This is a genomic window from Halarcobacter ebronensis, from assembly GCF_013201825.1.
Classification (GTDB): domain Bacteria; phylum Campylobacterota; class Campylobacteria; order Campylobacterales; family Arcobacteraceae; genus Halarcobacter; species Halarcobacter ebronensis.
Map to the genome: position 1 here is coordinate 747,397 of NZ_CP053836.1, position 25,457 is coordinate 772,853.

Below are 25,457 nucleotides of genomic sequence, written 5' to 3' on the forward strand. Positions count from 1 at the left end.
TTTAAAAAGAACAGATGATAAATCAAAATAGGATATTAAATGAGTGATAAGTACGAACCATCAAAAGTTGAAGACAAATACTATAAGATTTGGGAAGATAGGGGATACTTTGAGGTAGATGGAAACAAATCTATTCAAGAAGCAGATGCAAATGGAAAACAAAAAACTTTTGCTATTATGATGCCTCCTCCAAATGTAACAGGAAGTTTACATATAGGACATGCTTTAACTTTTACTCTTCAAGATATTATTACAAGATTTAAAAGAATGGATGGGTACAAAACCCTTTGGCAACCAGGAACAGACCACGCAGGTATTGCTACACAAAATATTGTTGAAAAACAGTTATTGGCTGAAGGTACAACAAAAGAGGAGTTAGGTAGAGAAAAATTCCTTGAAAGAGCTTGGCAACAAAAAGAACAATCTGGTGGAAATATTGTTCATCAAATGAGAAAATTAGGGGTAAGTCCAGCTTGGTCTAGGGAGAGATTTACTATGGATGATGGACTAAAAGAGGCTGTTAAAGAGGCTTTTGTTCATCTTTATAACGAAGGTATGATTGTACAAAACAACTATATGGTTAACTGGTGTACACACGATGGGGCACTTTCTGATATTGAGGTTGAACATGATGAGGTAAATGGTAAGTTTTACCATATGAACTATCATTTCTCAGATGGAAGTGGACATGTTACAGTTGCAACAACTAGACCTGAAACATACTTTGGGGATACAGCTATTATGGTTCACCCAGAAGATGAGAGATATAAAAATATTGTTGGCAAAGAGGTAACTCTTCCTTTAACTAATAGAAAAATTAAAATTATTACAGATGAACATGTTGATATGGCATTTGGAACAGGTGTTGTTAAAGTAACACCAGCCCATGACCAAAATGACTACGAAGTTGGTAAAAGACATGATTTAGAGTTTATTACCTGTTTTGATGAAAAGGGTATTTTAAATGAATATTGTGGAGAGTTTCAAGGTTTAGAGAGACTTGAAGCAAGACCTGTTATTGTAAAAAAACTGCAAGAAGAGGGTTTTATTGTAAAAATTGAAGAGCATATTCACCAAGTGGGGCATTGCTATAGATGTAAAAATATTGTTGAACCATATATCTCTAAACAATGGTTTGTAAGAAGTGAAGTTGCTAAAAAGAGTATTGAAAAAACTTACGCTGGTGAAGCAAAATTTCACCCTTCACATTGGTTAAACTCATATAGAGCTTGGATGGATGAGTTAAGGGATTGGTGTATTAGTAGACAACTTTGGTGGGGACATAGAATTCCTGTATTTACTTGTGAAAGTTGTGGTCATCAATGGGCAGATAAAGCTGATGAACCAGAATCTTGTCCAAAATGTGCAAGTAAAAAATATACTCAAGACCCAGATGTTCTTGATACTTGGTTTAGTTCTGGTCTTTGGGCATTTTCACCTCTTGGATGGGGAAACAATGGACAAATGGAAGATACTTTTAAAAATAGCGATTTAAAAGATTTTTATCCAAATAGTCTTCTTATCACTGGGTTTGATATTATGTTTTTCTGGGTAGCTAGAATGATGATGTTAGGTGAACACTTTATGGGAGAACTTCCATTTAAAGATATCTATATGCACGCTTTAGTTAGGGATGAAAATGGGCAAAAAATGTCTAAATCAAAGGGAAATGTAATTGATCCACTTGATATGGTTGAAGAGCATAGTGCTGATATTATTAGATTTACACTGGCATTTTTAGCAGTTCAAGGAAGAGATATTAAACTTGGAGCAAAAAATTTAGAGCAATTTAGAAACTTTACAAATAAACTCTATAATGCTTCAAATTTTCTAAGTCTAAATGTTGATACTTTCCCAGATTTAAAAGATATTGAAGTTAAAACACCACTTGGTCTTTATATGCAAAGCAGACTATGTGTTGCAGTAAATGAAGTAAGAGAAACTTTAGAATCTTATAAATTTAATGAAGCAGCCTCAATTCTTTATAGATTTGTATGGACTGAGTTTTGTGACTGGGGAATTGAGTACTCTAAAGCTTCAAAAGAGTCAATTGTGGAACTAGGTGCAGTATTTAAAGAGACTCTTAAAATGATTTCACCATTTATGCCATTTATTGCAGATTTCTTATATCACAAATTAAGTGGAACAACTCTTGAAGAGGGAGAATCAGTTATGATTATGAATTTCCCTAAAGATATAAAAAGAGATGAAAAAAGTGAAGAGATGTTCTCTTTAATTGAAGAGGCAATTACAGCTATTAGAAGAGCAAAAGTTGTAATAGATATGGGTAACTCTAAAATTGCAAAAGCATATATAAAAATTGATAAAAGTATTGATAATGAAGTTGCAAAACCATTTATTGAAAAACTAGCAAAAGTAGAAAATATTGAGTTTGTTTCTTCAAAAGTAGAGAACTCAGTAACTGATGTAAGTAATAATTTAGAGGTTTATATTCCAACAGCTGAAATTGATATGAGTGCTATTGTTTCAAAACTTGAAAAACAAAAAGAGAAAGCACAGAAAGAGTTTGATAAACTAAATGGAATGTTATCAAATGAAAGATTTGTGGCAAACGCTCCACAAAATGTAGTTGAAGAGAATAAAAAAGCACTAGAAGAGATAAAAACAAGATTAGAAAAAATCACCAATGAATTAAACTCGCTTCAGGCTTAAAAGGAGAATAGATAGTGATAAAATTTTTTAAATATAGTTTTATCCTATCTGCTTTTCTTATTTTTAGTGGTTGTGCCTCAACCCAAGAAGAGCTTACAAGTATTATTCAATCAAATGCAGCAACACTTATAACCAAAGATCAAAAACGACTGCAAGAACTATTAGTAAAGTTCAAAAAAAAGTTAGATATTAGAAATCCAAGTGCATATAGTAAAAATGATGAACGTAGAATCTACACACTAATTAAAAATACTGATGCAAATTTTTTATTAAAATATAAAGGTAAAATTTTAGAAGATTATAAAGAGTATTTACAAATTGCCTTTAGTAAAGATAAGATAGAAAATAGAAATGATTATTTAGTTTTAGCAATCTATTATATGATTAGTAATGCCTTTGACTTTAAAGTTGCACATAAATTAACTGCAATGCAATTTGAAAAAGAGAAATTAAACAAGCTTTATAGAAATTTACAAATTATAAGATGGAAAATAAAAGTTGATAGGGATATAAATGGGGAGTATCTTTTTTTAACTTGGCAAAATAATTGGCAAATTGAATTGGAACACAGATTAAAGAAGAATTCAAATCTATCTTATGAAGAGATAAAACATCTTTGGCATATTGAAAATAGCAAAGAGACCCTTTTGGATCATTCGAATTTTTCTTTTGAAGTTATGTTAACACAAATGATTGATAGTGTTGAAAACTCTCTAAAAGCTTTAGGAGAAGAACCTAAAGATTTAAGTATTTCAGCCCTTAAAATATTTATATTTTTATAATTTAGCAATATCTGGATTGTGTGATTTTTTTTCTTTGGTTATACTTTTGAAAAATTTGATATTGGAGTTTGTACCATGAGTTTTATTTCAGATGCAACATTAGAAGAAGCAGATAAAGAGATTTTTGATTTAGTAGAGGCTGAAAAAGAGAGACAAACAGACCACTTAGAGATGATAGCAAGTGAGAACTTCACAAGCCCAGCAGTAATGCAAACAATGGGATCAGTATTTACAAATAAATATGCAGAAGGATATCCATATAAAAGATATTATGGTGGATGTGAATTTGCAGATAAAGCTGAACAATTAGCTATTGATAGAGCATGTGAAATATTTGGTTGTAAATATGCAAATGTTCAACCTCACTCAGGAAGTCAAGCAAATGGTGCAGTTTATGCAGCACTTATTAAAGCAGGAGATAAAATTCTAGGTATGGATCTAAGCCATGGTGGACACTTAACTCATGGATCAAAACCAAGCTTTTCTGGTAAAAACTATCAAGCATTCTATTATGGAGTTGAATTAGATGGTAGAATCAATTATGATAAAGTTTTAGAGATTGCTAAAATTGTTCAACCAAAAATTATTGTTTGTGGAGCTTCTGCTTATCCTAGAGAGATAGATTTTAAAAGATTTAGAGAGATAGCTGATGAAGTTGGAGCATACCTGTTTGCAGATATAGCACATATTGCAGGATTAGTTGCAGCAAATGAACATCCAAGCCCATTTCCTTATGCACATGTAGTTACAACTACAACTCATAAAACATTAAGAGGACCAAGAGGTGGTATGATTCTTTGTGATGATGAAGAGATTGCAAAAAAAATAAACTCTGCAATTTTTCCAGGGATTCAAGGTGGACCACTTGTTCATGTAATAGCAGCAAAAGCTGTTGCATTTAAAGAAGTACTTGATCCAAAATGGAAAGAGTATGCAAAACAAGTTAAAGCAAATGCACAAGTTTTAGCAAAAGTTATGGTTTCAAGAGGTTATGATATAGTTTCAGAAGGAACAGATAATCACCTGATTTTAGTATCATTTTTAAATAAAGATTTTTCAGGGAAAGATGCAGATGCAGCATTAGGGAATGCAGGGATAACAGTAAATAAAAATACAGTTCCAGGAGAAACAAGAAGTCCATTTATTACTTCAGGTATTAGAATAGGATCTCCAGCATTAACTGCAAGAGGAATGAAAGAGAAAGAGTTTGAGATTATTGCAAACAAAATTTGTGATGTTTTAGATGATATAAACAACACACAATTACAAGAGAATATTAAACAAGAATTAAAAGAGTTAGCTAGAGATTTTGTAATTTACACTAAATCCACTTACTAATAAAAATCTAAAGTGAGTTAATCTCACTTTAGAAAAATTCATCAAGGTATTTTATGAAAGATAATTTATCAAAAGAGAACGAAAATTATAAAAAAATTAAAAAAGTTATAAGATATATTGATGAAAACTTCAAAGAGCAACCAACAATCGATGAAATCTCCCAATATATAGGTATGAGTAAATACCATCTAATAAGAGTATTTAAAGAGTATGTAGGAGTTACCCCTATACAGTTTTTGCAATCAGTTACTTTGAATTATGCAAAAGAACATCTAAAAGAATCCAAATCTATCTTAGATAGTTCACTTGAAATGGGACTTTCAAGTTCAAGTAGACTTCATGATCTGTTTGTAAATATTATTGGTGTTACTCCAAAAGAGTATAAAGAGTTTGGTAAAAATGTAGATATCACCTATGGATATGGTTCTACTCCCTTTGGGGAAGCCTTAATTGGGTTTACTAAAAGAGGGGTTTGTTATTTTGGTTTTGTAGATGACAACAAAGAACAAATATTTAATAGATTTAAAGAGATTTGGGCAAAAGCAAATCTAATAGAAGACTCACAAAAAGCAATAGAGTATTTAGATAAAATCTTTGTAAAAAAAGAGAAGTTTGATCTATTTGTAAAAGGGACAAATTTTCAAATAAATATTTGGAAAGCTTTGTTAAATATCCCAAGTGGAACAATAACAACCTATCAAGATATAGCAAATAGTATAAATAAACCAAAAGCAGTACGTGCAGTTGCAAGTGCTATTGGTTCTAATCATATAGGCTTTTTAATCCCTTGCCATAGAGTTTTAGCAAAATCAGGAGCTATGAGTGGTTATAGATGGGGAATTGAAAGAAAAAAAATCTTAGTTGCCTATGAAGCTATAAAAAAGTAGGCTATTAAAAAATAGCCCTTTATTTATCCCCTTTTAGTCTATGGGAAATTGAGTAGATAACAGGTAGATAAAGAAGATTTAAAATTGTTCCCCAAAGAAGACCAAATCCCAATGCAATTGCAATAGGCTGGAAGATTACAGCTTGTCCTGTTGGGAAAAATATAAGTGAACACATTCCCATTAGTGTTGTGACAGTTGTAAGTACTATTGGTCTAAACCTTTTTGTTGCCCTATAAAATACATCACTTAATGCTTTAGCTTTTTTAAGATAGGTCATCATAATAATTCCATCATTAATTACAACTCCAGCAAGACCAAGGGCACCAATAAGTGAAGGCATAGAGAGATTTAATCCCATTACTTTATGTCCTATTAAAACCCCAAGTAGAGAAAAAGGAATTACACTCATTAAAATAAATGTTTCCCTAAAAGAGTTAAATAGATATAACATTGAAAGCATAATTAGAATAACAGTAAGTCCCAAAGCTAAAAGCATATCATGTTTTAAACTTTGTTGTTTTTCTGCTTCCCCTTTTAAAATGATTTTGATTCCACTTTGTTTAATTTTATCTAGGGTTGGTTGAATCTCATCAAGAAGTTCAGTTGCAGTTATAATATCAGGATTTACATTGGCAAATACATAGAAATTTCTCTCTGCATTATCTTTTATAAGTTGTTCAAAGCCTTTAATAACTTGGAATTGCGCAACTTGACTTAAAGAGACAAAAGTTCCATCACCAAGTGGAATTTCAACATTTTTTAAAGTCTCATAATCATCTTTGTTTAAACTCTCTATTTTTATATCCAACATATCTGTATCATCAAAAGATACAGCTTTTTTCTTTGATAAAAACATATTAGATAAAAAAGAACCTATAAAAGCTTCATCAATTCCAAGTTGTTCCCCATAGTTATTTACTTTTAATTTTATCTCATCAACTCCAAATTTAAGTGAATTTGAAAGAGATTTTACACCTTTTATAGACTCAATATGTTTTTGTAACATATTAATTCCAGCTATAATTTTTTCATTATCATTTGAAACAAGTCCAATTTTTATATCTGCTTTTACTGGACCTACTCTTCTTTCAAGAACCACTATTTCACTTAGATTATATCTCTTCTTGAAATCCATTTCATCAATAAAATCTTTTAAGTCAGACGAAATTTCTCTTGAGTTTTTTGTTCTTGTTCTTCCCTCATTGTCATAATATAAACTTAAATAAGGGGTTACATATTTATCCAAAAAGTTTGCAGCTTTTAGTTTTTGAAGCTCAACTGTCATATACATAACATAAGGGTAATCTTCTCTATTATCCCCTGTATCTTTTCTATATCCTGCAACTGAATCTATACTTCTTACAAAAAATCTATCTTTTTGTTTCATTATATCTTGCTCAATTGCTTGAACTATTTTAAAAGCATCTTCTAGTTTTGTATTCTCATTTGCTTTGATTGAGATTTTTACATCTGTTGCATCAAACTTTGGAAACATCTGAAACTTTGAAGATTTTATTGCCATAAAAGTAAGAAGAGGAACAAAAATTATAAAAGTGATTAAGAAGCTCTTTTTCCAAGCCATAAAAAAATGAAGTATTTTATTGTAAATCTCATTTGCTTTTTCCCAAGAAGTAACTTTTGCATTTGCTTTTAGTGTGTGAGCTGCATGGATTGGAAGGAAAATAAATGATTCAATAAGTGAAGCAATTATTAGTGCAGAAATAGCAATAGGGATTAGCTTCATAACCTCTCCCATTGTTCCACTTATCATAAGTATTGGAAGAAAAGAGAAGAGTGTAGTAATTGAAGCCATAGTTACAGGTTTAACCATCTCTTTTGCACCCAAAATAGCTGCCTCTTTTGGTTCATATCCCTCTTCAATATGTTGCTGTATATTTTCACTTACAACAATTGCATCATCAACAACTATACCAATTGCAATCAAAACACCAACAAGTGAAATCATATTTATTGTGTATCCAGATAGATAGATATAAAGCGCTGCTAAAACAAAAGAGGTTGGAATACCTATTACAATAATAAAAGACATTCTAAAATTAATAAGGAGCATTACTAAGATTGTAATAAGAATAATTCCTAAAATAATATTTGATAAAACAATATTCAATCTGTCTAAGATTCTTTCACTATTGTCATCTGCAATTGAAATTTTTACATCAGGATTTGACTTATTTATTTCAGGAAGAAGTTTTTTTATCTTTTGTACAATTTTTATTGCATCCGCTGCTTCACTCTGCTCAACTGCTAAAGAGATAGCACTTTGTCCATTAAAAGAGTAAAGGGTTGAAGAGTCTTCATATTTTTTGTAAATTGAAGCTATATCTTTTAGATAGATATTTTTATTTTGAACTCTTATTAAAGTGCTTTCAAAAGCTTTTGCAGTTTTTGCACCATTGAAAGTTGAGAGGTAGTAGTGTTTATCTCCCTCAATTTTACCTATTGGAAAGATATATGAAATTGTAGAGATTGCATCAAAAACTGCACTTTTGCTAATTCCTAAAGCTTCTATTTTTTTATCATCAAGCAAGATTTGGTAATATTTATCAGAATCCCCAAAGATTGTTATATCTTTTACTCCCTCAACTCCTAAAAGTTTGCTTTCCAATCTATCTGCGAAAGGTTTAAGTTCATCAGTAGAGTATTTTTGTGAAGTTAAAGTAATATCAATTAAAGATCTCTTCCTCTCCATTACATTTACTATTGGTTCATCCATATCAGAAGGTAAATTTGATTTAACTAAAGTTATGGCATCTTTAACTTTGTTTGATTCATTATATTTATTTACGCCCTTTTTAAGCTCCAATATTATTGTAAAACTACCAGGGCTGATAACTGTAGTAATAGTATCAATACTATCAAGATTTTTAATGTTGTCCTCTATCTCTGATACAGCCATTCTATCTAAAATATCAACAGAAGCTCCACTATATGATCCTTTTACTGAAATCATATCAAGCTCAAAACTAGGGAAAATCTCTTTTGGAGTGTTATTATATGACCAAATTCCAACAGCAAATACTAACACAAACAGAGTATAGTTCATTCTTGAATTTTCAACAAAGAACCGTAGCATCCTCTCAAACATTAAAATCCTTTTTTATTTAAAAGAAAATTATATTACATGATTATTAATTATAGTTTAACATTAAAAAAATAATTAGTTTTGAGCTTTCAAGCCCTCTTATAATTTATAGTGTTAAGATTAAAAACAAGAGGAGTTACTATGAAAATTGAAGAAAAAATTGTTTCTGATTTAGCATACGACTTAAATCATAAGATTGTATCAATTGTTATAGAAGAGCTGAAAGCTGATACAAAAGTTTATGCTCTTGATGAAAGAAGAGAGTGTTTGGAAAATCTTTGGGAAGAGTATTGTGTTGTAATTCAAGATAAGACTCAAGAAAAAGAGATAAAAAACTCTATAAAAAGAGAGGTGCTTACTCACTTATCCAAAAAGTTTGAAACTTTGTCTTATTATAAAAAAATTGCAATCTGGCTTAAAACAAAAGAGGGAGTTGCTTGGTTATATGAGAAAAAAGATGAGTCATGCAGCTTAGATGATGTTCCTTTCTCTTTTAATGATTGTAAAGATGAACTTTATACTATGATAGAAAAAATTGCTTCAACATATGAAAGTGATACCATTTATAGATTTTTAAATCTAGAATGCAAAGATTATAAAGATGATTTTGATGAAGATGAAAAAGATATTGTTTATGAGTAAAAAATGATTTGATAATAAATATCTATAATATTATTTTTTGCTGCTATCTTTGTCTTTCTTTTATTTAAAAACTGTTACTTTATTTCTTCCATTTTGTTTAGATTGATATAAAGCTTTATCAGCATTATCATATAACACATCTATTTTAATATTATGGGAAATATATTTTGTTACTAATCCTATTGAGACTGTAATTACATCAAAATTTTCATTAAATTTATGCTCTAAGTTTTTATCTTGTATTTTTTTGCACAAAATCTCTGCCATCTCTTTGCCATTTTCTTCGTCTTTACTTGCACTAACAATCAAAAATTCTTCTCCACCAACTCTAAAACAATATTCTGTATCCCTTTTAAAAATATCTTTTATAATTTTAGAAACTTGAATAAGGATATCATCTCCTTTTAAATGTCCATAATTGTCATTATACTTCTTAAAATTATCAACATCTATTAAAATAAAACTCACATAGGAATTAAATCTTGAAAAATTTTGAATTAGTTTTAAGACATTATCTATATAGTATTGTTTATTATAAAGCTTTGTAAGACCATCTTTTGCAGATAATTGTTGAACATATTTATATGCATGATTTAATTCACTTTCTGTCTTTTTTATATGTCTAAAATAATACCAGATGGTTATAAGAAATATAATAAAAGTTATAATTGTTGTATCTAAAATTGAACTGTATAAAGTTTTATATTGATTTGTTATATCTTTTAAAATAAAAAGCTTCCCTAACTCTTTTTTATTAGTATCCAAAAAACTTTGACTATGAATTATATATTTTTTACCCTCATTTTCTACAAACTGACTATTAAAGTTTAAATGATTATTTAAATCCTCTTCTAATGCTCTATCAATTTTTGGAATACTTGAATCTAATATGTAATAGTTTTCTAAAGCATCAAAAGACCTTTCTTTGTCGTTTTTGTCTAACCATTTAATAAAATCTTTTTGTGTTATATGTTTTTTATTTATTGTAAAAATAATATATGCATTCGAATCTTTAGTATATTCTTTTATTATTTTTTCTATTTTTTTACCTAATTCAATATAAAATAAAACTTTCCCATCTTTTATGACAGGAGAAACAACTCTAAGAGTCAAATGATGTCTCATATCAAATTCAATACCACTAACTGTTTTTGATGAATTTATTGCTTCATCTAAAGTAACTTTTGTAGTTAAATGTTTATATTTATTTGTATTATGTATTGATAAATATTTATATTGATCTTTTTTATGTAAATAGAAATGAGTTATATTATGATTTATATGATAGTGTTCAAATAAAACGGATAAAGATTTAAAAAGTCCTTCTTTATTATTATTTTCAAATTCTTTCATTATTGTCTTATTTTTTGTTATTTGAAAAGTAAGAGTTTTCATCAAATCAATATTTTTTTCTAATATATAATCAATTGTAATTGAAGTATTGTGAAAATAGCTTTTTGCTTCAGATTTTATACTTCTTTCCAGATTGAAAAAATCTGAACCAATAGAAATAATAGAGATAAGAAATAAACCTATAATCATAGGAAACAATAGTTTTATTAAGATATTAAACTGTTTTAACTGCAAGATTTATATCCTTTATATATATTCTAATATTCTATCATAAAACTATTTATATTTAAGGAGTAAAGGGGGATAGGCACCTTTTTTAAATAGAGTTTTTTATTGGTCTAAGTGTTGATTCAAGAGCATATTTTACTAATAAAGTTAGAGAATAACAAACTATTAAATATTATTGTTATCCTCTTTTTTATATTATTAATTGGCTGAAGCTTAAAATCTAGTTTTTTAACTTGAAGCAAAAAGCTTAAGCTCTTTGATTGTCTCATAATCTTTATCAGATTTTACGCCCTCTGCACAAACTTTGATATTAAGAAGGTTTGCAAGTTCATTAATTGACTCAACAAAATCTATTTTTGATTTCTCTTTATGAATCTCATCAGTGTAATCCCTTGCAAGTCTTATATAATCTAGGTTAAACTCTTTTAAATCCTCAGTTGAGATAAATTTGCTCTCAAATCTTTTTATAATAACTTTTGAGTTACAACTATGAATAAAGTTGCAGAACTCTTTTACTTTTTCTGTATCTTTTGCCACACTATAAGCAGAAAGTGAGAATATAAGTTTAGATGCAATAGTAGCATTTTTTTGAATTTCAACCTCTAACCATTTGATAAAATCACTATCATTTATTGAGTCCAAAGATAGGTTTATGCAAATATCATGGCTTACATTATTGATTTGTATAAAATGAATAATTTTTGCAATAACTGCCTTATCAAAATCAACTATTTTCTCATATTTTTCTGCTATTGAGACAAATGAACCAATTGCAATTGGATTTCCCTCTTTATCTTTTACGTTTGTAAAGGCTTCTTGCATAATTAGTTTTTCACTATCTTCTAAACTGTAAGTATCATTGATAAAATCTATATCAAACTGTTTATGTTCAATAATATCAATGATTAAATCTCTCCAAGTATTCATATCTCTTGAAAGGCTACTTTTATCATTTACAAAAAATTCATTTGGACCAATTAGTTTGGCTTTTTCATACGCTTCATTTGCTGAATGTCTCATCTCATTTATTGTTCCAAGCTCATTAAAAGGAGTTCCACCTATATGTGCAACCTCTTTTAGATTTAGAGATTCTCCCAATAAATCAAAATCCATTTTTAGTTTTGAAGCAAGTTTTTTTGCCTTTTCATAATCACAATTTTTGGCAATAAGTAAAAACTCAGAACCAAATATTCTATATGCTTTAGACTCTTTTCCTGATTTTTTTAAAATTGAGGCAAAACTTCTAATATACTCATCAACTTCATCATTCGTGTGTGTTTTTACATACCCAAAGAGATTATCTATTTTTATATCAAAAACATAACCATTCTCTTTTTTTATAAACATCTGTTTTATATCAGTCTCTAAAGTCTGCTTTAGGCTAAGTCCTGTTAAGTCATCTTCTGAGAGTTTTTTAGATAGATTTGCAAGATTATTTGTAAGTTTATTTATCATTGCTTCTATTTTTCTTGACATATCATTCATTGCAATTGAGACATTTTTTATTTCAATTGTCCAAGGTAGGGGATCAATAACTCCAAACTGTCCTTTTGCAATATTTTTTGCAAGTTTTTCAATTGTTTTAAGAGGTCTAAGAAGGAATTGTACAAAAACCAAAAGAAGTAGCATTGAGAGTATAAAAGCAATTACTGCATAGATTATAGAGTTTCTTGCTTGTTCAAAAAGTTTTGCATAAGCTTCCCCAGGGTTTGGACTTACATAGATAATAGCTGAGGTATTCCAGCCATTTGAAATTTCACTAAACTTCTCTTCAAGGGTAATAGGTATTAATTTAATAAACCACTCAGGAACATAGTCAAACTTAACTTCTCTATTCTCTTTTATCAAAATTTTATCAAGGGAGATATTTGCAAAGGTATCGATTCTTTTATTTTCACCCTTTGTAGCAGTGAAATCAAAAGTTATAACACCACCTTTTTTATAGGTTTCACTTGGAATATATCTAAATCTTTGGCTATTGTCACTCTCAACTAAACCAATATCTTCTTTATCATTTTCAAGTTTTAAAAGCTGTTCATTTAAAACTTCATCCGATTCTATTTTTTCAACACGACCAAATTTTGGATCAAGGGATACTTTTTTTATATTCCAATTTAGGTCATCCAAATCAGTTGAAGCTTTCATCAAGTCATTACTTGAAATTGTAAAATCTGCATCTTCAAGTCTAATCTCTTTATAAAAACCGCTATTTGAGATAGCTTTTATAATAGACTCTATTTCTGAGTCATGTTTATCTTTTATTAAAGGTCTTAAACTCATTCCAATAGAAGTAGCAGTATCTTGAGCTTTTGTTGTTGCTTCAAGCTCCAAATACTCTTTCATATTTTTTACACTAATTAAAAAATTACCGCTAAATATTATAAAAAATATAAAAGCAATAATTAAATACAGCTGTTTTGATAAAGACATAAATACCCCTTTTTAAATTCTACTCATCATTGATTTCCAGTTTCTAAGGTTGTTCTCTCCAACTCTAACTGATGTCTGTCCCTTATTTTTTGCTTGCCAAAGTCCATTTGCATTAAAACTGTAAATTGGTCTTAAATCTTTTCTTTTTGTTGCAAGTTTTAGTTTTCTATCTACATTATCAAGTACAATAGGTGTTGACTCTGGACTATGGTAATAAGTTAAAACCATATGTGCTTCTTCATATTTTGTACCTGCTTTGATTAGCTTAACATAAGTAATTCTAAGTTTTTCATCAGGTACACCAAGTTTTCTAAGACTAAAATATTTTGCAATTGCATAATCTTCACAGTCTCCAGCGCCAACACTTAAAAACTCAAAAGGTGCAGCCCAGTAGTCGTTTTTTTTCCAAACTACCATATCTCTTTTATATTGAACTTTATTCCAAAAGTCATTGACCTCTTTTAGTTTATGAAGTATATCTTTATTTTTTGCACCTTCAATTACACTATCCCAAAGCTCAACTCTTTTTCTGGCTTTTTGGCCATATTTAAGTGCGATTTGTTCTAGTTTCTCTTCTGAAATATTGTAAGTTTTATTTGCAATTATTATAGACAGGGGAAGCAAAATAATGAAAAAAGATACAAGAATGATTTTTTTCATACTTTTACTTCCTTTTGAGTAATTTTTTAGATTATAATATATTACTGTTTAAGTGTATTTAAAATAGTATCCTCATCCAAGATATTATTATCATACTTGATTACAATAACATTTTCAGTCTCATTGATATACCATTCATGTAGATTTAACTCTTTGTCCAATCTCCCAGTATTTCTTTTTGTTCCTTCATTTAGAGGAACATATAGTTGTTTGTTTTTACCTGGATTTCTCATTGTTAAAATAAGAATTATCCAAACTACACAAATAATTGTAATTGTAATAGCTAAAGTTGATAAAGATACTTTACCAAAGAAAATACCTCCAAAAACTCCTCCAAGAAAAGTTCCTAAATATCCAAATGAGTTAAAAATACCTAAAACTAGACCTCTTTGGTGTACTTTTGCATATTTTGAAGTTTGTGATTGCATAATTGGTTCATGCATATTAAATCCAATAAAGAAGATAACTACACCAATTACAAACATAATTGAGCTTGAACTAAATCCCATTAAAAGATATGAAACAGCAAAAAAGACAATACCTAAAGAGAGTATCTCTCTGAATTTGCTCTTTTTCTCAGCAAATATTGCCGCTGGTCCCATTGCTAAAATACCAAAAATCATTGAAGGTAGGTAAACCATCCAAAGTTCACTCATTTGCCATCCAAAGTTTTTTGTTAATATCATTGGAATAATCATAAATGCAAAAGTCATTAAACCTTTTTGTAAAAAGTTTGTGGTATTCATTTTGATTAGGTTGATATTTGTTAACACTTGAAGTAGTTGTTTATCATCAGGATATGAGTGAGTTATCTTAGGTGGATCTGGAACAAATTTAATAAGTACAAAAATTGAACCAAATGCAATAACTGCTGTTAGGTAAAATAGAGTTTGAACTCCAGCTAATGCACCAATTGTAGGTCCTAAAACCATTGCTGCAGCGAAACTAATACCAATTGACATTCCCATGATTGCCATTGCTTTTGAACGTTCTTCCTCTTTTACAAGGTCACTAATTGTTGCACTTACCACTGCACCAATTGCACCAGCTCCTTGTAAAAATCTTCCTAGCATAAGTAGTAAAATATCATTTGCAATTGCACAAAAGATTGAACCAATACCAAAAAGAACAAGACCTGTTATGATTGTTCCTTTCCTTCCAAGTTTGTCACTCATTACTCCAAAAGGAACTTGAAAAATCATTTGAGTAAGGGCATAGCCACCTATTACTATACCAACTAAAGTTGTTGTTGCACCATAAAGATTGATTGCATAAACAGATAAAACTGGAAGAACTAAAAAAAGTCCGAAAAATCTTAGAGCTATAATAGAACTAAGTGGTAAAATAGATTTAATCATATATAATTTCCATTAGTTAAGATAAAGGACGATTATATAGAATAATTGTTGATAATTGTGTTAAAAGGAAAATTGTGAAAATAGTTTTAGCTACAGCTAATAAAGGAAAGCTTGAAGAGTTTAGAAAATTGTTATCAAATATAGAAGTTATTGCATATAAAGAGTTAATTGGTGAGTATGAAGTAATTGAAGACAGAGATAGTTTTCAAGGAAATGCAATAAAAAAAGCTCAAGAGATATATGAAAAAATAAACGATGAAAATGTTATTGTTATCTCTGATGATAGTGGAATAAGTGTTCCAGCACTTAATAATGAACCAGGGATCTACTCAGCTAGATATGCAGGAGAAAATGCTACAGATAAACAAAATAATGCAAAATTGATATCAAAATTAAAAGAGAAAAACTTGGATAAAACTCCAGCTTATTATACAGCTTGTATAGCTATTGTCTATAAAAAACAAACCTACAGTGTTCATGGGTGGATGTATGGAGAAGTTCTGTCTTGTGAAAAAGGTGAGGGTGGTTTTGGTTATGATCCCATGTTTATTCCAAAAGGTTTTGATAAAACTTTAGGAGAACTTCCCTATGAAGTTAAAAAAGAGTTTTCCCATAGAAGCAAAGCTTTACATCTAGCAAAAAAAGTGTTAGATGTTATTTTATAAAAAGATTATTTGATAATCTTTTTATAGACTCGTATATCTGAATCTAAATTTTTTACAATCATCTCTATTTCATACTTTTTATCAACTCTTTTTATATTTGCACTTATATTAAAACTCTCGTCTGGAATCTCTATTTTATTTATACTCTCTAATGTTGGCAAATATAAAATATACTCCTCTAGAAATTTAAGATGATTTTTTGCTTGAATATATTTATGTTGATTTATGATGTTTGTTGAGGCAATCGCTTTTGTCTCAAAAATATTAGTGCAAAGCAGTGAAAATATAAAAATTAAAATAAGAGTAAAAAGAAGTACAAAAGAGTTTTTCATAGTTTAAAACTCCAATTTTGTGAAATTTTATTATCAAGTTCTATATGAATATTTAATATATTTGTGCCGTTTTGCATATTAAACTTTGTAACATTGTCTAATAAAACAGCATTACCAAAATATAGTGTTTTATTAGAATAGTTTAGAGTGTTTATAATTTGAGGTAAATTCTTTTCAATAATAATTTTTGTACTTAACATATCTGTTTTTAAAATTGCAAGATTTTGATTCTCTATTTGGGTTAGGTTTATCTCTTTTATAAATTTTAGAGTCAAAATTAGAGTAATTGAAGATATAAAGATTACTAAAATAAGTTCAAAGAGTGAAAAAGCTTTAGTTAATCTCATATTTAAACAATCCCACTTTGTCATCTTTATAAGATATTTTTTCTACTTTTTGTTTTTTTAGTTCACTGTCATTTATTATAATAGTGATTTTTTTACTCTCTTTAATAAAACTAGAACTATAACTATTTGTTGTAAAAGAGTTTTCTAGATTATTTAGAAGCATAAAGTGTTCATCAAAGTTTTCGTAGTAGGAGTATTTAGAAAATCCCACTACGATAACACTTAGTAAAAGTAGGCTTATTAGCGTCTCTAAAAGAGTAAAACTATTTTTTTCCAATCTCTATAGCTTTATTGTGTGCTGCTTCCACAGCTTTAATAAAGTTGCTTCTAATTGCTCCCTCTTCTAAAACTGCAACACCAGCCGCTGTTGTTCCCCCTGGACTCATAACTGAATCTTTGATAATTGCAGGATGGCTGCTTTTTAAAAGCTCTGAAAAACCTTCAAAAAGTCCATGAACAAGTTCACTACTTGTTTTTCTATCAAGTCCAGCTTTAACAGCCCCATCAGTCATTGATTCAGCAATTAAAGCTAAAAATGCTGGACCACTACCTGCAACAGCTGTAGCAATATCAAGCTGTTTTTCAGTATCAACCCAAATTGCTTTACCTATTAAAGAGAAGATATCAAGGGCTACTTTTGCAGCCTCTTTATCTCCTGTTATTGTAGTTGCAGATTTTTTAACCGAAGCCGCTACATTTGGCATTGTTCTTATATAATATTTAGCTTTTATCTGTTTTTTTAGACTCTCTAAAGTTGTTCCTGCAAGTATAGAAAAAAGAATATTTGCATTTCCTTCTAGTCTTGCTGCTACACTTTGAAGAGCATAAGGTTTTACACAAAAGATTATATTTTTATTTGTAATATCTTCTATATCTGATAACTCTTTTATTTCAATTTTTGGAATATATTGTTTAAGTTTTTCTAACTTGTTAATATCTCTTCCTATAACTTCAACCTCAAAATTATTTACTAATCCTTTAGCCAAAGCTTGCGCCATAAAGCCATTTCCAATAAGTGTTAACTTCATAGATTACCTCTTAATTTAATTAATTTTTATATTATAACCAATAAAGAAAATAAGGTCAAAAAAAGTAAGAAAATAGCAAGGTTTTATTGGATAGAATACTTCTTTTAAGATGAAAAAGGATTAGTTAAATGGATAAATATTTTAAGCTTAGTAGTCTATTTTTAGCTGCAGGATTGGTTTTTGCCCTCTCTGCTTGTTCACAAAAATCAGATAAAGTGCAAGAGTTTAATAAACCTGCATTGTATTGGTACAATCAGATGATGGATGAGATAAGTACAGGATTTTTAGAAGATGCTGATGATACTTATATCTCTTTAGAGAGTGAACATAGAAACTCACCACTTCTTTCAACTGCTTTACTTGTGTTAGCTGATGCGCATATGAGTGAAGAGGAGTATGAACTAGCAAATTTCTATTTAGATGAGTATATTAAAAGATTTGCTTATAGTAAAAATATAGATTATGTAAGATACTTAAAAATTAAAGCAAACTTTATGGGATTTGTTTATGATTTAAGAGACCAACAATTAGTAGAAGATACTATAACACAAATTGATGAGTTTAGAAAAACTTTTCCTAGATCTCCATATACGCCACTTGTAAATACAATGAGTGCAAGACTTTATATGGCAAAAGCAACACTTGATAAAGAGATTGCTGATTTATATGAAAGAATTGATAAACCAAAGGCATCTGAATACTATAATGAAAAAGTTAAAAAATCTTGGGTTGATCCAAAAGAGATTGAACCAGTAGACACTCCTTTTTATAGATATCCATTTGAAAAAAATTTATTTTAATAAAAATATTTAGGAGAGTAGATGGAATTAGAGAATTATGATTCTTTCCCTCAGGAAATACCATTAATTATTGAAGATGATATATTCTTATATCCCTTTATGATAGCGCCACTTTTTTTATCAAATGAACAGAATATAAAAGCAGTAGAAGAGGCGATAGAACAGAATAAATTAGTAATAGTTTCTGTTAGTAAACCAGGATTTGAAGGGAAAAGAGAGAGCGGTAGTTTCTATGACGTGGGTGTTGTAGGAAATATTATGAGAAAAGTAAGTCTCCCTGATGGAAAAATAAAAGTTTTATTTCAAGGGCTAATAAAAGGTAAAATAGAGAAATTTGATGAAAATCGTCCTGTTGTTGCCTATGTAGACAAACTTGTTGATGAAGAGTCATCTAAAGAGAGTATTGCTTCAATTATAGATGTTTTAAGAGAACAAGTAAAAAAACTATCAAGAATTAATTCAAAATTTCCAGTTGATTTAATAAAAACAATAGAAGAGAATGATGACGCAACTAGAATTGCAGATTTGATATCTTCTGTTTTAAGAGTTAAAAAAGATGAAGCTTATAGTCTTTTTTCACAAACAAATGTTGAGCAAAGACTTCTTGATATAATTGAAACTATAAAAAAAGAGATTGAGAGTTTTAAAATTCAAAAAGAGATTACTCAAAAAGTAAACTCAAAAATTGAAAAAACTCATAAAGACTACTTTTTAAAAGAGCAAATTAAAGCTATTCAAAAAGAGCTTGGAACTGATAACCAAAAAGACGTGGAGATAAAAGCTTATAAGAAAAAACTTAAAAAGTTAAAATCTTCAATGCCAAAAGATGGTTATAAAGAGACTAAAAAACAGATTGATAAATTAAGTAGAATGCACCAAGATTCTCCTGATAGTGCTTTACTTCAAACATATATTGAAAATGTGCTTGAGATACCTTTTGGAGTATATTCAAATGAAAAAATCTCTGTAAAAAATGTTGAAGATCAATTAAATGATGATCACTACTCTTTAGAAAAACCTAAAGAGAGAATTGCAGAATATTTTGCAGTTAAAGAGATGCTTGAAGAGAGAAATATTCAAAACCTAAAATCAAAAGGTACTGTTTTATGTTTTGTAGGACCTCCAGGTGTTGGTAAAACTTCACTTGCAAACTCTATCTCAAAAGCATTAAAAAGACCACTTGTTAGAGTTGCTCTTGGTGGAATGGAAGATGTAAACGAGTTAAGAGGTCATAGAAGAACTTATGTTGGAGCAATGCCAGGAAGAATTGTAAAAGGTTTAACTGACGCAAAAAGTATGAATCCTGTTATGGTTTTAGATGAGATTGATAAACTTGGTGCAAATCATAGAGGCGATCCAACTGCTGTTATGTTGGAAGTTCTAGACCCAGAACAAAACAATGAGTTTAGAGATCTTTATTTAAATTTTGCTATTGATTTATCACAGGTTATTTTTGTTGCAACTGCTAATGATGCAAGAAAAATTCCAGCTCCTTTAAGAGACAGAATGGAGTTTATTGAGATGTCTTCATATACTCCAAATGAGAAATTTCATATTGCAAAAGACTATTTGATTCCTCAAGAGCTTGAAAAACATGGGCTTAAAAAGAGTGAAGTCTCTTTATCTGATACAACAATTGAAGCGATAATCTCTAAATATACAAGGGAAGCTGGAGTTAGAAATCTAAGAAGAGTTTTTGCAAAACTATTTAGAAAAGCAGTAAAACAACTACTTCAAAACAAAGAGCTAAAAAAAGTTTCTATTAATACAAAAAATCTTGTTGAGTTGTTAGATAATCCTATCTTTGAGATTGATCCAGCAGACAAAAAGAACTCTATTGGGCTAACAAATGGTTTGGCTTGGACAGCTGTTGGTGGAGATGTTTTAAAAATTGAAGCAGTTAAATTAAAAGGAAAAGGTAGTTTAAGTGTAACAGGAAATATGGGTGATGTAATGAAAGAGTCATCTAAAATCTCATACTCTGTTGTTAAACTTCTAATTGATAATAAAAAATTAAAAATAAATAAAAATATCATTCCTAAAACTCCTACTGAAGAAGCAGAAAAAATTGCTTTAGATCCAAGTGAAGTTTATAAAAGATATGATATTCATCTTCATATTCCAGAAGGTGCAACTCCAAAAGATGGACCTAGTGCTGGTATAACTATGGCAACAACTATTGCTTCAATTTTAAGTGAAAGAGAAGTTAAATCTGATCTTGCAATGACAGGTGAATTAACTCTTACAGGAAAAGTTCTTCCAATTGGAGGATTAAAAGAGAAACTAATTGCTGCACATAAAGCAAAAATGAAACTTGCGCTTATTCCAAGAAAAAATTACCAAAGGGATTTAGATGAAATTCCTGATGAAGTAAAAGAGACTATGGTAATAAAAGCAGTTGATACAATTGAGGATGTTTTAAAAGAGGCATTGGTTTAACTTTATGCGAAGAGAAAACAGAAGGGATAGTCAAGTTGTTAACAACTTCTTTACCTTCGCCTCAATTGCTATAATCTCTATTACAATTACAATCTATACAAACTATATAACAGAAGAAAAACCTAAAGTCTTAGAAAAGTTGCAGTGTGAAAAAGAGACTCCAACAAGAGTAGTTGTAACAGATAGAAAACTTCTAAAAAAATCCGTAAAAGCTTTGGATAAAGGCTATTACAAAATAGAGAGTTCTTTTTTAAAGAGCCAAGATGATAAATCAACAGTAGAAAAAGCTATCTCTTTAAAAGAGCTTGAACAATATTATGTAGATAATATAAAAAATCCTGCTAAAAAAGAGTTGGAAAAATATCTAAAAATAAGAGTTGAATTAATTGAAAATGAAAAAAAAGATGAAAATTTATATGCAGGAAAACTTATAAGCTCTTTTCGTATAAACTCAAATGAGTTATTAAGATTTGAGAGTGATATTAAGTTTATGTATAAAAATGCAATCAAAGATAGGGTAGATTGCTCTATGAAGGTATATAAAAATTATGTTGAAAACTAAAGATTTAACAGCAACAAACATTGTAATTGCAATTACAGTTATAGTATATTTAATACAGATAAATATGAACTACGGAGGTCTTTTTTTAGGGCTTAATCTATATTTTACCCAGGGTGGCTTTTTTTGGCAGCCTCTTAGTTCTATGTTTGCCCATGGTGGTTTTGGACATATTGCCATGAATATGTTTGTACTTTATCAATTTGGAAATCTAATAGAGAGATATAGAGGCAAAAAAGAGTTTCTAACAATATATTTTGTTGGTGGAATTTTAACTTCACTAATTAGTTATTTGTATATCTACTATTTGGACAATGGGGTAAATCTTGTTGGAGCCTCTGGGGCTATTTGTGTTCTTATGGGATATATTGCTTTTTTTGATAAGTTTCAAAGAAATGGGATAATTACTTGGATTTTAATAATCTCAGTTGCACCAATACTAATAGGACTTCCAATTGCTTGGTACTCTCACTTTATAGGACTTGGTTTGGGATTTCTATTTGGAATGATTAGAAAAGCTACTTTATAGTCTATTGTGCTGGTATAAAGTAGGTAATTATAGACATTACTATAAGTATAAATGCAATTGTAATAAATATCTCTTTTAGCTTTACTGTGGGGTTTAAAATTCCGCAGTAGGGGCAACGTCTAAGTTTTGGTTGAATTTCACTTTTACAGTTTCTACAAGGTTCTAGTTTTATTATTTATCCTTTATAATAAGTTTTGAATTATACCAAAATATAGTTCATAAAACTCTTCCTTTGATTTAAGTTTCTAAATACTAAAATACTATATAGTCCTTCATATAAGGTGTGTTATGAAATTAAGAAAGATTTTTTTCCCAATATTAAATCCGTACATAGGACCTATTTTTGCAATCTCTATATTTCTCTCTTTTGTAGTTTTTTATCTGGTACCAAAACATTCCTATGAAAATAAAACTGAACATATGAGCAAAGAGGCTTTAAAAACATTAAACTATCTTAAAAAAATAAGAGTTTATTATACAAGTAGTGTCCTTGACAAGATTGATAAAAATTCTGTAAATGTAGATTATAATTATAAGGAGAATTATCACACCATACCACTTGCAGAGACTTTAGTACATGATTTAGCTTTAATTCTCCCATCAAATGATATGGAAATAAAGATGTATAGCTCTTATCCTTTTCCAAATAGAGCAAATAGAAAATTAAATAGTATTGAAAAGCAGTCTTTAGCTTTTCTCTTAAATAATCCAGATGAAATCTATAAAAAAGATGTATTAATAAATGGTAAACGCTCTTTAAGGGTGGCTGTTGCTGATATTATGTTGGATAATAGTTGCGTAGATTGTCACAACAGTAGAGCAGATAGTCCAAAAAGAGATTGGAAAATAAATGATGTAAGAGGTGCGATAGAGATTATTTTGCCTTTTGAAGATGGTGTTTTATTAACTCCAGAAGAGTTAAATGCTCTTATGTATATCTTTATCTTTGTACTTGTCTCTTTAGGTGCACACTATATAGTAATAGCAATTATTAGATCAAAAGATTACAAAATAGTAAAACAGGAGTTAGAAAAAGAGGTAGCAGAGAGAACAGAATCTTTAAATAGTACAGTTAAACTTTTAAATCAGTATAAAAAAGCGGTAGATTTTAGTGCAATTGTCTCTAAAACAGATCCAAACGGTAAGATTACTTATGTAAATGAAGAGTTTATAAAAATCTCTCAATACCAAAAAGAGGAACTATTAGGAAAAAACCATAATATTGTAAGACATAGTGATATGCCAAAGAGCATTTTCAAAGAGTTGTGGGAGACAATTAATAGTAAAAAAATTTGGAAAGGTCAGATAAAAAACAGGGCAAAAGATGGTTCAGCTTATTATGTTGTAACAACAATTGTTCCACTACTTGATTTAAATGATGAGATAGAAGAGTTTTTGGCAATAAGATTTAATGTAACAGATATTGTGGAATCTGAGATGAAAGCACAAAGTGCAGATGCAACAAAATCTATATTTTTGGCAAATATGAGCCATGAAGTAAGAACTCCATTAAATGCAATAATAGGTTTTTCTGAGGTTTTAAGCAACTCTGAAAAACTTGATGCAAAAGAGAAAAAACAAGCAACAATTATTCAAACAAGTGCAAACTCTTTACTTGCAATTATAAATGATATTTTAGATATCTCAAAAATAGAGAGTGGTAATTTTGAAGTTTTATTGGATGAAAGTGATATCTATTCTATTGGTGAACATGTAGTAGAACTGTTCTCTAAAAAAGCAGCTCAAAAAGATATAAAACTTATTTTTAGTATTGATCCAAAGATTCCACTTTGTATTATGACTGACTCAATTAGAATAAGACAAGTATTATCAAACTTTTTAAGTAATGCAATTAAATTTACCCATGAAAAAGGTGTAGTTACTTTAAATATCTCATTGGTAGATATTAGTTCAAATAGCGCTAAAATCAAATTTGAAGTAAGTGATAGTGGAATAGGAATACCAAAAGATAAGTTAGAGACTATTTTTGATCCTTTTATTCAAGTTGATAATAAAACAAATAGAAAATTTGAAGGAACTGGCTTAGGACTTAGTATTTGTAAACATATAATTGAAGCTTTGGGCTCTAGTGTTAAAATTGAAAGTGTTGAAAACAAAGGTACAAAATTCTACTTTACTTTAGATACAAAAATCTGTACAAAAAAGCTAAATGACAAAGAAGAGTTTTCAAGCAAAATCAATTTCAAAATCAGTGATGAAAATAGTGAACTTTTCCATAATATTAAAAGATACTTGACTCTATTTGGAGAGATAAATAGTACAAAAAAAGATCTTGATGTTATAGTTTGTGATAAAAGTGAGATTGAGAGTTTTAGAAAAGAGTATAAAGAGATACCAAAACTAACAATTTTTGAGTACGAGAGTGACTTAAATAGCTTTAAATTTGATTCAAATGAGATAGGTTTGGCGCTTCCTTTTTATGCTTCAAAAATTAATGATACTTTAGAAGAGTTATTAAAAAAATCCCAAAAAAGAGTTTTTAATATTGATGAGACAAAAGAATTAAAAGAGAAAGAGTTTAAAGGAAGAGTTCTAATAGCAGAAGATAATAGTGCAAATCAAGAGTTGATTGGATATATCTTAACTGATTTACAAATAGAGTTTGATATAAAAAGTAATGGTTTAGAGACTCTCGAAGCTTATAAAAATGCTAAATATGATTTGGTTTTAATGGATATTAATATGCCAATAATGGATGGAGTAGAGGCTTTTAGAAAGATTAGAAACTATGAAGAGAATCATAAAATAGAGAATACACCAATAGTTGCATTAACTGCAAATGCAATAAAAGGGGACAAAGAGAAATTTTTAAGTTTGGGGATGGATGGTTATTTAAGTAAGCCAATAAACACAATGGAATTAAAAGAGTTATTAAGACTCTATTTAAGTTATGAAATTGATGAAAAGAAACAAAATGAAGAGGAGACTGTAGCCTCAAAAGAGGGGATTGATGTAACAAAGATAGTTCAAAAACTAGGTGTTAGTGAAAATGTTGTTAATCTGATTATCAATAAGTTTAAAAGTGAAATAGAGGAGCATGTAAAAGAGTTAGAAACTGCAATAAATAAAGATGATTCTCAGGAAGTTTCACAAAAAGCACACTATATTAAAAACTCTTGTTTGAATGTATGTTTAGAAAAGCTTTGTGATATTCTACAAAAATTGGAAAATAAGAAATTAGAACAAAGTGAGAGAAAAGAGCTTTTTGAAGAGTTTCAAAAAGAGTTAAAAAAATATTTATAATATTTCATATTGTAATTTTATTACAATATGAAATAAAAAA

At 29.1% G+C, this 25,457-nt stretch carries 20 protein-coding genes; 11 read left to right on the forward strand and 9 right to left on the reverse strand.

Features of this window, described 5'->3' with window-relative positions; all coding sequences use genetic code 11:
• Positions 1-39 precede the first annotated feature (39 nt).
• The 4 genes from AEBR_RS03735 (at position 40) to AEBR_RS03750 (ending at position 5,680) form a co-directional block, all read left to right on the forward strand.
• Positions 40-2,673 (forward strand): valine--tRNA ligase, encoded by a 2,634-nt coding sequence (locus AEBR_RS03735; RefSeq protein ID WP_129088362.1) that lies wholly within the window; start codon positions 40-42, stop codon positions 2,671-2,673.
• A gap of 14 nt (positions 2,674-2,687) precedes the next feature.
• Complete coding sequence (locus AEBR_RS03740; RefSeq protein ID WP_129088363.1) at positions 2,688-3,455, forward strand: hypothetical protein; 768 nt, start codon at positions 2,688-2,690, stop codon at positions 3,453-3,455.
• A gap of 75 nt (positions 3,456-3,530) precedes the next feature.
• Positions 3,531-4,793 (forward strand): serine hydroxymethyltransferase, encoded by a 1,263-nt coding sequence (locus AEBR_RS03745; RefSeq protein ID WP_172658845.1) that lies wholly within the window; start codon positions 3,531-3,533, stop codon positions 4,791-4,793.
• A 53-nt stretch (positions 4,794-4,846) separates the two neighbouring features.
• Positions 4,847-5,680, forward strand: coding sequence for a bifunctional helix-turn-helix domain-containing protein/methylated-DNA--[protein]-cysteine S-methyltransferase (locus AEBR_RS03750; protein ID WP_129087463.1), 834 nt, complete (start codon positions 4,847-4,849; stop codon positions 5,678-5,680).
• A 19-nt stretch (positions 5,681-5,699) separates the two neighbouring features.
• On the opposite strand, the gene AEBR_RS03755 is transcribed toward AEBR_RS03750, so the two are convergent.
• Positions 5,700-8,786 carry an efflux RND transporter permease subunit gene (locus tag AEBR_RS03755; protein WP_129087464.1) on the reverse strand — a complete coding sequence of 1,029 codons (3,087 nt, stop codon included), beginning with the start codon at positions 8,784-8,786 and terminating at the stop codon, positions 5,700-5,702.
• 138 nt (positions 8,787-8,924) lie between these two features.
• On the opposite strand from AEBR_RS03755, the gene AEBR_RS03760 reads away from it, so the two are divergent.
• Positions 8,925-9,425 carry a hypothetical protein gene (locus AEBR_RS03760; RefSeq protein ID WP_129087465.1) on the forward strand — a complete coding sequence of 167 codons (501 nt, stop codon included), beginning with the start codon at positions 8,925-8,927 and terminating at the stop codon, positions 9,423-9,425.
• 60 nt (positions 9,426-9,485) lie between these two features.
• On the opposite strand, the gene AEBR_RS03765 is transcribed toward AEBR_RS03760, so the two are convergent.
• From AEBR_RS03765 to AEBR_RS03780, 4 genes are all read right to left on the reverse strand, one after another.
• Positions 9,486-11,012 carry a sensor domain-containing diguanylate cyclase gene (locus tag AEBR_RS03765; RefSeq protein ID WP_129087466.1) on the reverse strand — a complete coding sequence of 509 codons (1,527 nt, stop codon included), beginning with the start codon at positions 11,010-11,012 and terminating at the stop codon, positions 9,486-9,488.
• Positions 11,013-11,234: 222 nt separating this feature from the next.
• Positions 11,235-13,436, reverse strand: a complete 2,202-nt coding sequence (locus AEBR_RS03770) for a bifunctional diguanylate cyclase/phosphodiesterase (RefSeq protein WP_129087467.1) — start codon at positions 13,434-13,436, stop codon at positions 11,235-11,237.
• Between the two features lie 12 nt (positions 13,437-13,448).
• Positions 13,449-14,096 carry a transglutaminase-like cysteine peptidase gene (locus AEBR_RS03775; RefSeq protein WP_129087468.1) on the reverse strand — a complete coding sequence of 216 codons (648 nt, stop codon included), beginning with the start codon at positions 14,094-14,096 and terminating at the stop codon, positions 13,449-13,451.
• A 41-nt stretch (positions 14,097-14,137) separates the two neighbouring features.
• Positions 14,138-15,454, reverse strand: a complete 1,317-nt coding sequence (locus tag AEBR_RS03780; protein WP_129087469.1) for an MFS transporter — start codon at positions 15,452-15,454, stop codon at positions 14,138-14,140.
• A gap of 74 nt (positions 15,455-15,528) precedes the next feature.
• Here AEBR_RS03780 and rdgB point away from each other — a divergent pair, with 74 nt between their 5' ends.
• Complete coding sequence (gene rdgB, locus AEBR_RS03785; protein WP_129087470.1) at positions 15,529-16,119, forward strand: RdgB/HAM1 family non-canonical purine NTP pyrophosphatase; 591 nt, start codon at positions 15,529-15,531, stop codon at positions 16,117-16,119.
• Between the two features lie 5 nt (positions 16,120-16,124).
• Here rdgB and AEBR_RS03790 read toward each other — a convergent pair whose 3' ends face one another.
• Genes AEBR_RS03790 through AEBR_RS03805 form a run of 4 tightly spaced genes read right to left on the reverse strand, consistent with a single transcriptional unit; the run spans position 16,125 to position 17,826 of the window.
• Positions 16,125-16,451 carry a hypothetical protein gene (locus tag AEBR_RS03790; protein WP_129087471.1) on the reverse strand — a complete coding sequence of 109 codons (327 nt, stop codon included), beginning with the start codon at positions 16,449-16,451 and terminating at the stop codon, positions 16,125-16,127.
• Positions 16,448-16,798, reverse strand: coding sequence for a hypothetical protein (locus tag AEBR_RS03795; protein ID WP_129087472.1), 351 nt, complete (start codon positions 16,796-16,798; stop codon positions 16,448-16,450). The genes AEBR_RS03790 and AEBR_RS03795 overlap by 4 nt, the downstream gene beginning before the upstream one ends.
• Complete coding sequence (locus AEBR_RS03800) at positions 16,785-17,075, reverse strand: hypothetical protein (RefSeq protein ID WP_129087473.1); 291 nt, start codon at positions 17,073-17,075, stop codon at positions 16,785-16,787. Before AEBR_RS03800 ends, AEBR_RS03795 begins: the two co-directional genes overlap by 14 nt.
• A complete protein-coding gene (locus tag AEBR_RS03805) occupies positions 17,062-17,826 on the reverse strand; it encodes a pyrroline-5-carboxylate reductase (RefSeq protein ID WP_129087474.1) in 765 nt (254 codons plus the stop codon). The genes AEBR_RS03800 and AEBR_RS03805 overlap by 14 nt, the downstream gene beginning before the upstream one ends.
• Before the next feature lie 128 nt (positions 17,827-17,954).
• Between AEBR_RS03805 and AEBR_RS03810 the strand changes: the two genes are divergently transcribed.
• The 5 genes from AEBR_RS03810 (at position 17,955) to AEBR_RS03830 (ending at position 25,417) form a co-directional block, all read left to right on the forward strand.
• On the forward strand, positions 17,955-18,626 hold the full coding sequence (locus tag AEBR_RS03810) for an outer membrane protein assembly factor BamD (protein WP_128981529.1): 672 nt from the start codon (positions 17,955-17,957) through the stop codon (positions 18,624-18,626).
• A gap of 21 nt (positions 18,627-18,647) precedes the next feature.
• A complete protein-coding gene (gene lon / locus AEBR_RS03815; RefSeq protein WP_129087475.1) occupies positions 18,648-21,065 on the forward strand; it encodes an endopeptidase La in 2,418 nt (805 codons plus the stop codon).
• Between the two features lie 4 nt (positions 21,066-21,069).
• Positions 21,070-21,627 (forward strand): hypothetical protein, encoded by a 558-nt coding sequence (locus tag AEBR_RS03820; protein ID WP_129087476.1) that lies wholly within the window; start codon positions 21,070-21,072, stop codon positions 21,625-21,627.
• Positions 21,614-22,153 (forward strand): rhomboid family intramembrane serine protease, encoded by a 540-nt coding sequence (locus AEBR_RS03825; protein WP_129087477.1) that lies wholly within the window; start codon positions 21,614-21,616, stop codon positions 22,151-22,153. Before AEBR_RS03820 ends, AEBR_RS03825 begins: the two co-directional genes overlap by 14 nt.
• 288 nt (positions 22,154-22,441) lie before the next feature.
• The gene (locus AEBR_RS03830; protein WP_129087478.1) at positions 22,442-25,417 is read left to right on the forward strand and encodes an ATP-binding protein; all 2,976 of its coding nucleotides are present in this window, start codon (positions 22,442-22,444) and stop codon (positions 25,415-25,417) included.
• Positions 25,418-25,457 lie beyond the last annotated feature (40 nt).